Genomic DNA, 13,064 nt, shown 5'->3' with positions numbered 1-13,064 from the left:
TAACGACATTGCTGGCATCCGAGCCTCCTCTGCCTTCGATCAATTCGGGACGTGACGTACAGATCGACTGTCAGTGGCGGAAAATCTATTGCACGATAGTATCGGCAATACTTTCGTGTTGGCTTTGGTGAAGTAACGATCCAATCCGAAACCAGGCAGCCGACGTGGGCCGCGCGTGGACGAGTTCGCAACAGGTGTTAGCTGTCAGCTCATCTGCCGGCCAGATGGCGTTTCGCCTTAACGGCGCCAGGCCATTCACTCTGAGGGACGGAGTCCAGAGTTCAAGAAGCGCTGAGCGGAGCGGTTTGGCCCACAGCGTGACGCTTGGATGAATCGATTGAAACGATTACCCAACATGTCCGTGCCGCTATCGCGAACTGATCGGCATGGTTCTCGCCGACTGCCAGAGGGCGCCGGGGCCTACATCGTCGCAGGTTCAAACACCGAGCGGGAGACGTCTTCCGCCCGATACTTGTCACTTGACATCGCCTTCGCGGGCTTTCAAGCGCTCACCAAGGTGCGGCTAGCGTGTGAGTTTGAACGTTTCTGGCCGACATCTGCATGGCTAAGACACGCCGTCACCCACTGGGCGTAAGCGTCAAGGAAATTGGTGAGAAATTCCAGAGTCCTCTCATCTGCCGGTGCCCCACTCTCGTCGAAGATTTCGCTAGCGTGGCTCAAGTAGGCTTCAGGTTGCTGCATGACTAGGACGTTGAGGAAAACGAACATCTGGCGGAGGTGGTGATTGGCCCCGAACCCCCCGATTGCGCCCGGCGAAGCCGTGATCACCCCACCTGGCTTTCCGTTCCACACGCTTGCTCCATATGGACGGGACCCCACATCAATTGCGTTCTTGAGCGCTCCCGGAACGGATCGGTTATACTCCGGCGTCACGAAGAGAACGGCGTCTGCCGCTTTGATGCGTTCGCGGAATTCCTGCCACTCCGGCGGCGCGTTCTCCTCGATGTCTTCATTGTAGAACGGCAGATCAGCGATCCCGACAATCTCAAGGCTGAGTTCATTGGGTCGCAGCCGGACAAGCAGCTCGGCGATCTTCCGATTGAGCGAACCGGCGCGGAGGCTTCCCACCAGAACAGCGATTTTATGGGGCATGGTTGATCTCCTATTGGTAGCGAATTTTCCGGGGAAGGGAATTGACCCCGCTGTATCCTTGGAGTGCGGTACAGAAATCGGCTCTCAACAGAGACAAATCTATTGCTCGATAGTATCGGCGATACTATCGGATCGGTTCTGTTGCTGGGCAGCGGATGTTGAGATCTGACTGCCGGGGCGTTCACCGAACGACGAACCCGCTGGTAGGTGGCAAGCAAATGTCGGCTTCCGGCCAACCCCGGAGCGCCGGAGTCTCTCTGACGGCAGTTGCACGTCGTCAAGCGATCCCAAAGTATCGGCGACACCTTCATACAATAGACTTCATGCGGCTAGGCGATAGCGTTGGGGATCACCAGTGCGAGGAAAGAGATGCGGTGGCTTCACCATCATGACGATGCAGAATGCGCTGACACCAAGTAGGGTTCTGTTTCTTGCTACCGGCTTGGGCGGGTCACTGTTCATTGGCCTTTCGGCGCAGTTCCCGTCGACCACTATCGCCGACGTCCAAGGTGGCCTCTTTTCCACACCCGACGAGGCGTCGTGGATCTTGACGGTGTATACGATGGCCAGTTTTGCGGGGATCGTCACCTCGGGCCCTTTTATCAAATTTTTTGGCATCCGCCGATATCTCGTGGTGAGCTCTACCACCTTTGCCGTCACCGCGTTGGCCTGCACCACAGCCCCCGACCTCCAGGTGATGATCGCACTACGCACGATCCAGGGGTTTGTGGCCGGCGGTTTCGGTCCTGCGGCATTCGTCGCCGTCTTTATGGTTACGGGCGGGCCGCGCCTTCCGTTCGGCGTGACTTTGCTCGCTTTCGTGCTTCTGTTCCCCGGCTCGCTAGGACCGGTCATCGCCGGCTTTGTCGAAGACAGTTTTGGCTGGCAGACTCTGTTCGTGATCCAGGCCGGTATCGGTGCGACCTTGGCCCTCGCTGCGCACATCTGGGCGCCACATCAGGAAAGACCAGATTGGTCGGCCCTCAAGACCGATTGGTTCGCCCTGGCCCTGCTGTCGCTTGCATTGGCGACGCTAACTCTCGTGCTCAGTCAGGGCACGCGACGTTTCTGGTTCGAGCACGAAACGATCTTTTGGGGCACAACAGGTTCGATCGCCGCCTGGGCCGGATTCGGATTTCTGGTGGGGTTCTCGCCGTTGCCGATCATATCCCCCAAGCTGCTGGTTACACGAAAATTCGGAATTCCGATCGCGCTCAACCTGGTGTTTCGCGTCAGCCTGGTTGTGACCTCCTATCTCGTTCCGCAGTTCCTTGCGGTAATTCAAGGCTATCGGCCCTTAGAGATCGCTGGGCTGATGCTGTGGGCGGCAATCCCGCAGTTCGTTGCATTGCCGCTAGTCTGGCATCTCATGCATCGCTTCGAGATGCGCACGGTCATGACATTCGGCTTTGCGCTGTGCGCCGTCGGGGCCGCGTTGCTGCTCGACGGCACCGCGCTCTTCGCCGCCGATCAATTCCGTCTGACGCTCGTGGTCTTTTCGATCGGCCAATTGCTGTTTCTTGTTCCGGCCATGGTCGTCGGCACTTCAGTGCTGAAGCCTACAGACCTTCCGACGGCTTCGCTTGCTTTCAACGCAACGACGCTCGGAGGCGCCACCCTTGGCGTCGGCTTGGTGTCGCATTTCGTCGGCGAGCGTGAAAAGTTTCACTCCAACGTCATTACCGAGAACATTTCGCTCTACCACACCCTCGATGCTGATCGTCTGACAACCGTCGCGGGAGCGCTCGCGAACCGGCTTGTCGACGACAACGGCACGACAGCCCGCGCGGTCGCGCTCTTGTCTTCGACCGCACGACGCGAGGCGTGGGTCCTGGCGTTCAATGAGGCCTTCCTTCTGGTCGTCGCCATGTTGTTGATCGGTGCAATCGCGACCGTCGCGATCGGCCGCTCGCCACCCTTGCGGCCGCTGAGCGGTGGCGCAGGAGCGCAACCATGAATCTGCTAAGCGCCGGATTGAGCAGTCTTCTCGTAGCAGGAGCCGTGTTCGCCGCTGCGGCGACTTCGTTACAGCCGGGCCGATGGCTCACGGTTCTCAGTTCGACGTCGACCGACAATGCTTATGTGCGCGGTGATGTCACGCCCATCAGTCCGAAGGTCGGCGGCTACATCATCGAAGTCGCCGTGAGTGATAACCAGGCGGTGAAAGCTGGGGACATCCTGTTCCGGATTGATGACCGCGACTATCGCGCTCGGGTTGACCAAGCTGCAGCCGGAGTGGCCATGCAGCGCGCCTTGCTCGCCAATCTATCGAGCCGGATCGACTTGCAGCGCGTTGTTATTGAACAGGCAATCGCCGCTCTACAAGGCGCCGAAGCCGACGCCAACCGCGCCGCGCGCGATTTCGAGCGTGCTCAGAAACTGACCACAGGCGGTTGGGCCTCGCAGTCAATAAGCGACCAAACGGAGGCGGACCATCTACGGGCGCGCGCGAAGATCGCCGAATTCCAGGCAAACCTGGCTGCGGCTCGGCAGCAGATGCAGGTGCTCGAGACCCAGCGCCCGCAGATCGAGGCCGACATCGCCGCAGCGACGGCGGCTCTTGAGCTGGCCGAGATCGAACTTGAAAGTACCATGGTGCGGTCGCCCGCTGACGGTTGGGTGAGTGAACGCCAGGCCAGGGTCGGGCAATACGTCCGCGCAGGTACCCTGCTGGTTGCGGTCGTGCCCCGAAATTTCTGGGTCACAGCCAATTTCAAGGAGACGCAGATTGCGGGGCTGCGGGTTGGAGACTGTATGGCGATCTCGATCGACGCCATCCCCGGGAGAGAATTCGAGGGGCGCGTCGAGAGTCTGTCGCCGGCCAGCGGGGCGCAGTTCGCGCTCCTGCCGCCCGACAACGCAACCGGTAATTTCACCCGCATCGTCCAGCGTATACCGGTCAAGATCACCTTCGATCCAGGGCAACCCGAACTCGATCGTCTGCGGCCCGGCATGTCGGCTCTGGTGGTTTTGTCCTCCGGAACCCAAGACCTGACCATTGCGCGGGTTGGTGCTTCCAAGCGCTAAGGCTGCTCCCCCGATGTTTGGTCGCCAATGGCTGCTCCGGTCGGCACTTGCCGTGTATTCTTGATACCCGTACCTCCCGTCGGACCGCCCGCTGGTCATGCAAGCCGATGCGAAAGTATCGCCAACACCTTCGTGCAATAGCATAGTGGCAGCTGTTGTTGCATCTGTTGTGCAAAGGCTGAACATCCGCCTTGGCAACCCCGTGACGTCCCGCGAAATTTGGACCCAACGTCGAAATCATGGAGCAGGTGATGAAATACGCAAAGACCAAGGAAGCGGTCAGCAAGCTCACGCCGGCGCAGTATCGCGTAACCCAGGAGCATGGAACTGAGCGCCCCTTCACAGGGGAGTATCATGACAACAAGGAGCCGGGCATTTATGTCGACGTCGTTTCCGGCGAACCGCTGTTTTCCTCTACCGACAAGTTCGACTCCGGAACCGGCTGGCCGAGCTTCACGACACCGATCGAGGCGGCAAACGTCAACGAACTGCGAGACGACTCGCATGGTATGATCCGCACCGAAGTTCGCTCGGTGCATGGCGACAGTCATCTTGGCCATCTCTTTCCCGACGGTCCCGAAGACCAGGGTGGGTTGCGCTACTGCATCAATTCCGCGGCGTTGCGCTTCATTCCGCGCTACGAAATGGAGGCCGAGGGCTACGGCGCCTACCTCAACCTCGTAAAGGGAGATCTAGAATGACCGAGAAAGCTGTTCTGGCGGGCGGTTGCTTCTGGGGCATGCAGGACCTGATCCGCAAGCTGCCGGGCGTCGTCCGCACCCGCGTCGGATATACCGGCGGCGACGCGCCCAACGCGACCTACCGCAATCACGGCAACCATGCCGAGGGCATAGAGATCATCTTCGACCCATCGAAAATCAGCTATCGTCGAATACTGGAGTACTTCTTCCAGATTCATGATCCCACCACGAGGGACCGACAAGGCAACGACTACGGAAGTTCCTACCGGTCCGCGATCTACTACGCGGACGATGAGCAGAGGCGGATAGCCGAAGACACTATCGCAGATGTGGACGCTTCGGGATTGTGGCCAGGCAAAGTGGTGACCGAGGTGGAGCCGGCGGGAGACTTCTGGGAAGCGGAGCCGGAGCACCAGGACTACCTGGAGCGCTACCCCGGCGGCTACAGTTGCCACTACCCGCGCTCGGACTGGGTGCTGCCCCGGCGGGCCGCGGCCGAATAGCCGGGCAAGCTCGTCTGCATCCGTAAATAACGGGGAGCCGATACACATTCCGTCGTGCCTCGTCGATGCGGCCGGTTCTGATCGAAGGCATTCAGGCAAGAGGTTTGCAGCAGGCCGAGTTCCACTTCTCGCCTACAAGCACACCAGCAGAGCTCATCGGATGATCAAACGAGAGGCAAGGTTAAAGGCAGAGATGACCAAAGCAGATGAGCTCTCGGCTTTCCTCGACAGTCTTGGAAGACTTCCCAATGGCTTCGCACGGGGCAGCTATGGCGGATCGGCCTATGGTGTCACCATCGACCGGTCGACTGGCTGCACGAGACTGTTCGCCCGTGAACTCGGGGGCCGCGACATCGTCAGCTTCAATCTCTATCATACCCCGGCGGGCGAGGTTCACCTGCGGCCGTGCGAAATGTCTTCGGCCAAGGTGATCGACTTCGTCCGCGGCTTCTCCGCAAACTCAGCGGGGGCGATTCCGGTTGCCAAATGAGCGAACTCCTCATGAACATATCCGGGTCGAGCCTTGCGGAAGCAAGCAAGGATACTTGGGCGGGTATTGCTTTACTGGGGGTGTTGGGATTTGTCCTCGGCTTCGCCCTTAACCAGGGATCGATCTGCACAGTCATTGCCACGAGGGAATTGGTCTCGGAGAAGAGGCCGGCGCGATTCATCGTGCTCGTCGAGGGCGCCGTGTTGGCAGCGCTCGTCTACGCAATCCTCAAAGCGTCGCCGATGATGCCGCAAGGTTGGTTGCCACTCATCTATCTGGTTCCGGCAACCATGTTGTTCGGGCTTGGTACGTATCTGAACGGTGCATGCGTGTTCGGCTCGGTTGGGCATATAGGAAATGGCGAAATTGACTTCGGATTCGCGTTTCTCGGCATCCTTGCGGTGTTTTACGCCGAATCTCTGTTCGACCTGGTTCCGGATCAGCCGCCTACAAGTGCTTCGCTGCCGGTTGGGCCGGCGCTTATCGCACTTGCACTGTTGGCCGTTCTGGCGCTGAGGTTCGGTGTATCACGAAGGTCCGATTCCAACTTCATGCGGCTGACCCTGTCGATGGGAGCGATCGGGATCACCTTTACGCTGGTGGCAATTTTCGAACCCGGGTTCTCGATCACAGCACCGATCGGATCGGTCGTTTCGATACCTGTCGCTGGCGCCGTGATCTCTGTCTGCATGTTCGCGGGCAGCTTTGCTTCCGCAAGATTTATGAAGCGGCGCTTCACGCTGAAATGGCCGACAGTCAAGACTGCAATCGGGAGAACGCTTGCGGGTATCCTTATGGGATTGGGTGCGCTGCTTATTCCCGGCGGGAACGATACGCTGCTGATGATTGGTTTGCCCATGGGAGCATGGCAGGCCGTGCTTGCTTATGTACTTTTCGCTGCGACGCTCGCCGTTCTCATCGCAAAATTCGGTTCCATGGCAAAGCCTTGGTCATGACGTGTCCCTATTACCTCCGCCGAATGATGTGAGGGGTCAAAGCCGCGCGCGCATGTCGTACGTTTCCGCCAGGGGCTCGATCGTGTGTCAGCCATGAGCGCGATCTTGGCGGGCGCCGAACTACCCTACAACAGCCCCGACTCGAGCGAACGTGACTGAACCAAAGGAGCAGGAGCTCAATCCGTAAGAGTGGCCAAGTTGTCGAGCCATAGTGGCTGCGGTGAGGAGTCCGCAGACTAAATCGCAGACTAATTAGGTGATTTTAGTCTGCGGCGTGCTGCTAAGTCATTGAAACAATGGCGCGCCCGAAGAGATTCGAACTCCTGACCCCCAGATTCGTAGTCTGGTGCTCTATCCAGCTGAGCTACGGGCGCGCAACAGGCCATGCTTGCATGGCCCGCGATCCGATCCTTAACGACCGGCCGCGATGTGACGTGTTCCCTAGCGACTGAATTTCCGAAAAGCAAGCCGATCCGGCAAAAGTTTTGTTGTTCGTGCGTTGACGAGGATCGGGTGGGCAAGGATCAGGCCGGGCGGCGCAGGCCGTTGCGGGCCTGGTCGAGCCGGACCGGCTGGTCGGGAATGGTTACCGCGAAGGTGGTGCGGCCGCCTCTGCTTTCGACAAGCTCCACCGTGCCGCCATGGGCGCGGATCAATTCATAGGCGATTGCCAAGCCGAGCCCGGTGCCGCCGCTGCGGGCCGAGCCGCGGAACGCCGCGAACAGGTTCTCGCGCGCTTTCGGCGGCAGGCCGGGGCCGGTGTCGGTGACGGTGATGCGGCTGACGCTGCCGACGCGCTCGGCCGACACCTCCAGCCGGCGCACCACCGCACTTTCCGCGTCCGCCGCCATCGCCTGCACGGCGTTGCGGCAAAGATTGGTGAGCACGCGAAAAAGCTGATCGGAATCGGCATCCACCTCGAAAGCCAGATCGACGGCATTGACGAATTCGATGCCGCCTTCGGTGTCGAGCAGGCCGTGGACGTCGTCGACCAGTTGGCGCAGCCTAAGCCTGCGGCGCGAGGGCGGCGGCTCCTGGGTGCGGCCATAGGCGAGCACACCTTCCGAATAGGACACGGCACGATCGAGCGCCCGCAGCAGTTTCGGCGCGAAGGCCTGCACGGTCGGGTCCTTGACCTGGCGCAGACGATCCGACATCAGCTGCGCCGACGCCAGGATGTTGCGCATATCATGGTTGATCTTCGACACGGCGAGGCCAAGGTCGGCGAGATGCTTCTGCTCGGAGAGCATCTTTTGCAGCCGCTCCTGCATCTGCGAGAGCTCGCGCTCTGCAACGCCGATCTCGTCGGCGCGGGCAGCAGGGCGGATGATCCGCCCGGGGTCGTCCGGCGCCTCGGAGAAGGCCAGCATCGAGCGCGTCATCGTCCGGATCGGGCCGATCATGATCAGGTCTATTGCGGCATAGACCAGCATGGCGGTGAACAGCGAGATCAGCAGCGAGACGAAGGCGACGTTGCGCGAATAGATGAGCATGGCATCGCGCAGGCTGTAGTCGGGCATGATCAACTCGAATTCCTTGTCGCTGTCGCCGACCGGGCCGAAAACGCGCAGCATCCGCTCGCCGCCGAAAAACAGCGTGTCCAAAGCGCCGGTCATGCCCTCGACCAGGCCGACATTGGCGATGTCGATATGCTCATCGACGTGCGGCGGCATCTCAGCCACGACCAGAAGCCGCGAGACGCCGCCGTCGCGCACGGCGATCGCCTTGGCGCCGATCGCCATCAGCACGTCGTTCTGGGCGGCGCGGGACAGCGAGGCGGGCTCTCCCTGCACCAACACGATCGAGACGGCCGCAGCGGTGCTCAGCCTCTCCTTCAGCCAACTCAGCCGGTAGCTGGCGATCCAGGGCAGAAAGATAAGGACCTCGGCCAGGAGCACGAAGACGATGGTGAGCAGCAGGAGCTTTGTCGACAATCCACGCGACAAAGGCACCCTCCGGGCGGCCGCGGTCGCCCGATCGGTCCTTTCCTCCGCGGATGGGATTTCACTCATGCTGCTTTTCTTCACGATCGCTTGATCAAACGAGATTAGGCCATTGCGGCTTTTTTGCCAATTTCATCCTTCGTCCCAATACGGGATGATACCGCCAAGACTTCGACCACCACACCTCAGCCAATCGGCTGAGGTGCCGGATGTCGGCGCCGGATTGACTTCCAAAACCCTTCTTTCTATAAGCCCGCTCACGCTCGGGCCATTCGTTCCGGCGCGGTTTCGATCGCGCCAAAGCCGGCCCGGCAAAGCTCCTGTTACAGAGTGACAGAATCAAGAAGGGCCGCACCCCGCGGTATTAAAACAAATGAAGCGTACTTACCAACCGTCCAAACTCGTCCGCAAACGCCGGCACGGTTTTCGTGCCCGCATGGCCACCAAGGGTGGTCGTGGCGTCGTCGCAGCCCGCCGCAACCGCGGTCGCAAGCGGCTCAGCGCCTGAACGGAAGACGAGATCGTTGCCCGCAACCGGCAAGCCAGTGGGAGCACATCCCAAGCGGCTTCTGAAACGCGCGGAATTCCTGGCTGTCCGGCGTGGCGAGAAGCGCCGCGGGCGGCTTTTTCTCGTCGAGGTTCTGGGCCGCAGCGACGCAGAGGCGCCTCGCGTCGGCTATACGGTCACCAAGAAGGTCGGCAATGCAGTCGTCCGCAACCGCATCCGGCGGCGGCTGAGAGAAGCCGTGCGCACGCATGCCGCGGGTGACATGGAGCCTGGCAATGACTATGTCATCGTGGGGCGCGAAGATGTGCTTACCATTCCGTTCGGCCAGTTGAAGGCCGAACTCTCCCGCAGACTGCGCGGAACACGATAGGCCAAGGCTTTCGATGGAAAACAACCGGAACTTCTTCATCACCATCGCGCTGTCGGTGCTGATCCTGTCGCTTTGGCAGTATTTTTACGTGATGCCTTACAGCGAGGCGCAACGCGAGGCGGCCCGTATACAAGAGCAGCGGATTGCGGAGCAGAAGAAGGCGGCCGAAGGCGCCAGTCCTGGCAGCAGCGAAACGCCGGTGCCGCAGCAAGGCGCAATTCCTAATGCACCCAATGCACCGGGGACCGATGGCGCGACGCCTGCCGGCCGCGAGCAGGCGCTGGCGTCGACGAAGCGCGTCAGGATCGACACGCCGAGCCTGGAGGGCTCGATCAATCTCACCGGCGCCCGTCTGGACGACCTCAAGCTCAAGCACTACACGCTTACGGTCGACAAAAACTCGCCCGAGATCGAACTGCTCAACCCGGCAGCGTTGCCCACTGGCTACTATGCCGAGATCGGATTTGTCGGCAGCGACAAGACCGGCACGGTGCCGGGCCCGGAAACCGTGTGGACCGTCGATGGCAATGCGACGCTGACGCCGGCGACCCCGGTTACGCTGAGCTTCACCAACGACAAGGGCCTGACCTTCAAGCGCACCTTCTCCGTCGACAGCGACTATATGTTCACGGTCTCGGACACGGTGCAGAATTCAGGCTCAACCCCAGTCACCCTGTCGAATTACGGCCGCGTCACCCGCTTCGACAAGCCTGCCGTTGCCAGCATCTATGTGCTGCATGAAGGGCTGATCGGCGTCACCGGCACGGAAGGCCTGCAGGAACACAAATACGCGGCCGTCGAGGAGGACAAGCAGTACACGCCGGGCAAGTCGACCGATGGCTGGCTGGGCATCACCGACAAATACTGGGCGGTGACGCTGGTGCCGACCGAGAAGCAGCCGTTCCAGCCGCGTTACGCTTATTTCGAGGACGGCCGCCCGCGCTACCAAGCCGACTTCCTCACCGACCCGATCACCGTTGATGCCGGCCAGTCGGCGACGGTCGAGACCGAAATCTTCGCCGGCGCCAAGGAAGTCGCCAAGGTCAACGCCTATGCGGAAGATCGCCATATCAGGCTGTTCGACCGTTTGATCGACTGGGGATGGTTCATCTGGATCACCAAGCCGATGTTCTACCTGATCGACACTATGTACAAATTCTTCGGCAATTTCGGCCTGGCGATCCTGGCCACCACCGTCGTCGTCAAGGCCGTCTTCTATCCGCTCGCCAACAAGTCCTACGCGTCGATGGCGAACATGAAGAAGGTGCAGCCCAAGATGCTCGAGATCCGCGAGAAATACGCGGACGATAAGATGAAGCAGCAACAGGCGATGATGGAGCTCTACAAAACCGAGAAGATCAATCCGCTCGCCGGCTGCTGGCCGGTGGCGCTGCAGATTCCGGTCTTCTTCGCGCTCTACAAGGTGCTCTACATCACCATCGAGATGCGACACGCACCGTTCTTCGGCTGGATCCAGGATCTGGCGGCGCCCGACCCGACCTCGATCTTCAACCTGTTCGGCCTCATTCCGATCGCTCTGCCGGACATGTTGATGATCGGCGTTTGGCCGCTGATCATGGGCCTGACCATGTTCCTGCAGATGCGCATGAACCCGACGCCGCCGGACCCGACACAGGCCATGATCTTCACCTGGATGCCGGTGGTCTTCACGTTCATGATGGCCGGTTTTCCGGCCGGCCTCGTCATCTACTGGGCCTGGAACAATCTGCTTTCGATCATCCAGCAAGGCGTGATCATGAAGCGGCAGGGCGCCAAGATCGAATTGTGGGACAATCTGGTCGCGCTGTTCCGGAAGAAACCGTCGCCGGCGGAATAGAAGGCGCTCGCTTTTTGTGAATCCAGAAAAGCCCCGGACCGGGGCTTTTTTGTTGGGACGAGCCGAGCCGCCGGCGAGCGGCGAAACCCGTCGGCCCGGCGGTAGACGCCGCCGCGACACATCCCTATAAGCTCGCTGTCGTTTCAGGAGCGCTCCGTCGATGAACAGGTAAGGATGATCCGCTGCGCACGCGGTTGGCTGCCGGGCGGATCGCGCTATTTTGACCTTGCCTGTTTTTCGGCGATGGAGCCACACCATGATCGGACCCAACCCCAACATCAAGCACCCGATCCCGATGCATACCCGCGTCGGTTTCCTGAAGGGACTGGTCACGGCGCCGAACATCGAGATCGGCGACTTCACCTATTATGACGATCCGGACGGGCCGGACAAATTCGCCGAGCGGTGCGTGCTGCATCATTATCCATTCATCGGCGACCGGCTGATCATCGGCAAGTTCTGCGCCATCGCCGAGGGCGCGCGCTTCATCATGAACGGCGCCAATCATGCCATGTCCGGCTTTTCGACCTATCCGTTCAACATCTTCGGTCATGGCTGGGATGAGGGTTTCGACCCGGCTAACTGGTCGAAGGAATTGCGCGGCGACACAGTGCTCGGCAATGATGTATGGATCGGCATGGAAGCGGCGATCCTGCCCGGCGTGACGATCGGCCATGGCGCCATCGTTGCGGCAAAATCGGTGGTGACGCATGACGTGCCACCCTATGCGATCGTCGCCGGCAATGCGGCCAAGGTGGTGAAGATGCGGTTCGACGACAGGACCATCTGGCGGCTTTTGGCGGCGGCGTGGTGGGATTGGCCGGTGGAAAAGATCAGCCGCAACCTCAATGCCATTCGTGGCGCCGATATTTCTCTTCTGGAGGCAGCGGTTTGAACGCGTTGAACAAGACCGTGATCGGCATCGAGCTGTTCACGCGGCCGTGGATCTTCATCCGCGGCGTGCCGGCAATGAAGTTCCTGCCGCCGGAGGGGCCGCCGGAGATCGCCTTTGCCGGCCGCTCGAATGTTGGCAAATCGTCGCTGATCAACGCCCTGGTCAATCAGAAGGGGCTGGCGCGCACGTCCAACACGCCGGGGCGGACGCAGGAACTCAATTATTTCGTTCCGGGTGGATTTTCCGGCGAAGGCGCCGACCTGCCGCCGATGGCGCTGATCGACATGCCGGGCTACGGCTACGCCACCGCGCCCAAGGAGAAGGTCGACAACTGGACGAAACTCGTCTTCGACTATCTCAAGGGCCGGGTCACGCTGAAGCGGGTCTATGTGCTTATCGACGCCCGCCATGGCATCAAGTCCAGGGATGACGAAGTGCTGTCGCTGCTCGACAAGGCGGCCGTCTCCTACCAGATCGTGCTGACCAAGACCGACAAGATCAAGGCGGCCGGCGTGCCGCGATTGATCGAAGAGACACTGCGCAAGATCAAGAAGCGGCCGGCCGCGTTTCCGTTCGTTCTCGCCACGTCGTCGGAAAAGAGCGAGGGCCTTGAGGAATTGCGCGCGGCGATCGTGCTGGCGGCCAGTGGCGGCTAATGCATGTCGCGCAAAAGTGTGCAGCGGTTTTGCGATAACGACATGCATAAAACAACAACCTACAG

The 13,064-nt window shown here is 60.5% G+C and carries 13 protein-coding genes and 1 tRNA gene; 11 read left to right on the top strand and 3 right to left on the bottom strand.

The window, feature by feature from the left end:
• Nucleotides 1-501: 501 nt before the first annotated feature.
• Nucleotides 502-1,113 carry an NAD(P)H-dependent oxidoreductase gene (locus EOA85_RS12835; RefSeq protein WP_127209670.1) on the bottom strand — a complete coding sequence of 204 codons (612 nt, stop codon included), beginning with the start codon at nucleotides 1,111-1,113 and terminating at the stop codon, nucleotides 502-504.
• Nucleotides 1,114-1,501: 388 nt separating this feature from the next.
• Here EOA85_RS12835 and EOA85_RS12830 point away from each other — a divergent pair, with 388 nt between their 5' ends.
• The 6 genes from EOA85_RS12830 to EOA85_RS12805 all read left to right on the top strand — a co-directional run bounded on the left by EOA85_RS12830 (nucleotide 1,502) and on the right by EOA85_RS12805 (nucleotide 6,790).
• Nucleotides 1,502-3,070 (top strand): MFS transporter, encoded by a 1,569-nt coding sequence (locus EOA85_RS12830; RefSeq protein WP_127209669.1) that lies wholly within the window; start codon nucleotides 1,502-1,504, stop codon nucleotides 3,068-3,070.
• Nucleotides 3,067-4,140 carry an HlyD family secretion protein gene (locus EOA85_RS12825; RefSeq protein ID WP_127209668.1) on the top strand — a complete coding sequence of 358 codons (1,074 nt, stop codon included), beginning with the start codon at nucleotides 3,067-3,069 and terminating at the stop codon, nucleotides 4,138-4,140. The genes EOA85_RS12830 and EOA85_RS12825 overlap by 4 nt, the downstream gene beginning before the upstream one ends.
• A gap of 251 nt (nucleotides 4,141-4,391) precedes the next feature.
• Nucleotides 4,392-4,841, top strand: a complete 450-nt coding sequence (gene msrB / locus EOA85_RS12820; RefSeq protein ID WP_127209667.1) for a peptide-methionine (R)-S-oxide reductase MsrB — start codon at nucleotides 4,392-4,394, stop codon at nucleotides 4,839-4,841.
• Nucleotides 4,838-5,344 carry a peptide-methionine (S)-S-oxide reductase MsrA gene (msrA, locus tag EOA85_RS12815; protein ID WP_065011599.1) on the top strand — a complete coding sequence of 169 codons (507 nt, stop codon included), beginning with the start codon at nucleotides 4,838-4,840 and terminating at the stop codon, nucleotides 5,342-5,344. Before msrB ends, msrA begins: the two co-directional genes overlap by 4 nt.
• 193 nt (nucleotides 5,345-5,537) lie before the next feature.
• Nucleotides 5,538-5,834, top strand: a complete 297-nt coding sequence (locus EOA85_RS12810; protein WP_065011600.1) for a hypothetical protein — start codon at nucleotides 5,538-5,540, stop codon at nucleotides 5,832-5,834.
• Complete coding sequence (locus tag EOA85_RS12805) at nucleotides 5,831-6,790, top strand: YeeE/YedE thiosulfate transporter family protein (protein ID WP_127209666.1); 960 nt, start codon at nucleotides 5,831-5,833, stop codon at nucleotides 6,788-6,790. The genes EOA85_RS12810 and EOA85_RS12805 overlap by 4 nt, the downstream gene beginning before the upstream one ends.
• 297 nt (nucleotides 6,791-7,087) lie before the next feature.
• On the opposite strand, the gene EOA85_RS12800 is transcribed toward EOA85_RS12805, so the two are convergent.
• Nucleotides 7,088-7,164: transfer RNA gene (locus tag EOA85_RS12800), tRNA-Arg, on the bottom strand.
• A gap of 150 nt (nucleotides 7,165-7,314) precedes the next feature.
• Nucleotides 7,315-8,802, bottom strand: coding sequence for a HAMP domain-containing sensor histidine kinase (locus tag EOA85_RS12795; protein WP_127209665.1), 1,488 nt, complete (start codon nucleotides 8,800-8,802; stop codon nucleotides 7,315-7,317).
• 304 nt (nucleotides 8,803-9,106) lie between these two features.
• On the opposite strand from EOA85_RS12795, the gene rpmH reads away from it, so the two are divergent.
• From rpmH to yihA, 5 genes are all read left to right on the top strand, one after another.
• Nucleotides 9,107-9,241 carry a 50S ribosomal protein L34 gene (gene rpmH / locus EOA85_RS12785; RefSeq protein ID WP_008833937.1) on the top strand — a complete coding sequence of 45 codons (135 nt, stop codon included), beginning with the start codon at nucleotides 9,107-9,109 and terminating at the stop codon, nucleotides 9,239-9,241.
• 16 nt (nucleotides 9,242-9,257) lie between these two features.
• Nucleotides 9,258-9,611: a ribonuclease P protein component gene (gene rnpA / locus EOA85_RS12780; RefSeq protein ID WP_095517502.1), complete on the top strand. Its 354-nt coding sequence runs from the start codon at nucleotides 9,258-9,260 to the stop codon at nucleotides 9,609-9,611.
• A 13-nt stretch (nucleotides 9,612-9,624) separates the two neighbouring features.
• A complete protein-coding gene (gene yidC, locus EOA85_RS12775; protein ID WP_095517503.1) occupies nucleotides 9,625-11,448 on the top strand; it encodes a membrane protein insertase YidC in 1,824 nt (607 codons plus the stop codon).
• 256 nt (nucleotides 11,449-11,704) lie between these two features.
• Nucleotides 11,705-12,343, top strand: coding sequence for a CatB-related O-acetyltransferase (locus EOA85_RS12770; protein WP_127209663.1), 639 nt, complete (start codon nucleotides 11,705-11,707; stop codon nucleotides 12,341-12,343).
• Nucleotides 12,340-12,999 (top strand): ribosome biogenesis GTP-binding protein YihA/YsxC, encoded by a 660-nt coding sequence (gene yihA, locus EOA85_RS12765; protein ID WP_127209662.1) that lies wholly within the window; start codon nucleotides 12,340-12,342, stop codon nucleotides 12,997-12,999. Before EOA85_RS12770 ends, yihA begins: the two co-directional genes overlap by 4 nt.
• Nucleotides 13,000-13,064 lie beyond the last annotated feature (65 nt).

This window comes from Mesorhizobium sp. M5C.F.Ca.IN.020.29.1.1, assembly GCF_003997375.1.
Taxonomy (GTDB): Bacteria; Pseudomonadota; Alphaproteobacteria; order Rhizobiales; family Rhizobiaceae; genus Mesorhizobium; species Mesorhizobium wenxiniae.
The sequence above is the reverse complement of the archived record's forward strand: the minus strand, read 5'-3'. Positions and strand labels throughout refer to the sequence as shown.

Excerpts from the sequence above, each read along its gene's own strand:
- rpmH (WP_008833937.1), top strand. The coding sequence starts at position 9,107 with ATGAAGCGTACTTACCAACCGTCCAAACTCGTCCGCAAACGCCGGCAC.
- EOA85_RS12810 (WP_065011600.1), top strand. The coding sequence starts at position 5,538 with ATGACCAAAGCAGATGAGCTCTCGGCTTTCCTCGACAGTCTTGGAAGA.
- EOA85_RS12795 (WP_127209665.1), bottom strand. The coding sequence starts at position 8,802 with ATGAGTGAAATCCCATCCGCGGAGGAAAGGACCGATCGGGCGACCGCG.
- msrB (WP_127209667.1), top strand. The coding sequence starts at position 4,392 with ATGAAATACGCAAAGACCAAGGAAGCGGTCAGCAAGCTCACGCCGGCG.
- EOA85_RS12805 (WP_127209666.1), top strand. The coding sequence starts at position 5,831 with ATGAGCGAACTCCTCATGAACATATCCGGGTCGAGCCTTGCGGAAGCA.
- yidC (WP_095517503.1), top strand. The coding sequence starts at position 9,625 with ATGGAAAACAACCGGAACTTCTTCATCACCATCGCGCTGTCGGTGCTG.
- msrA (WP_065011599.1), top strand. The coding sequence starts at position 4,838 with ATGACCGAGAAAGCTGTTCTGGCGGGCGGTTGCTTCTGGGGCATGCAG.
- EOA85_RS12770 (WP_127209663.1), top strand. The coding sequence starts at position 11,705 with ATGATCGGACCCAACCCCAACATCAAGCACCCGATCCCGATGCATACC.
- EOA85_RS12835 (WP_127209670.1), bottom strand. The coding sequence starts at position 1,113 with ATGCCCCATAAAATCGCTGTTCTGGTGGGAAGCCTCCGCGCCGGTTCG.
- EOA85_RS12830 (WP_127209669.1), top strand. The coding sequence starts at position 1,502 with ATGACGATGCAGAATGCGCTGACACCAAGTAGGGTTCTGTTTCTTGCT.
- EOA85_RS12825 (WP_127209668.1), top strand. The coding sequence starts at position 3,067 with ATGAATCTGCTAAGCGCCGGATTGAGCAGTCTTCTCGTAGCAGGAGCC.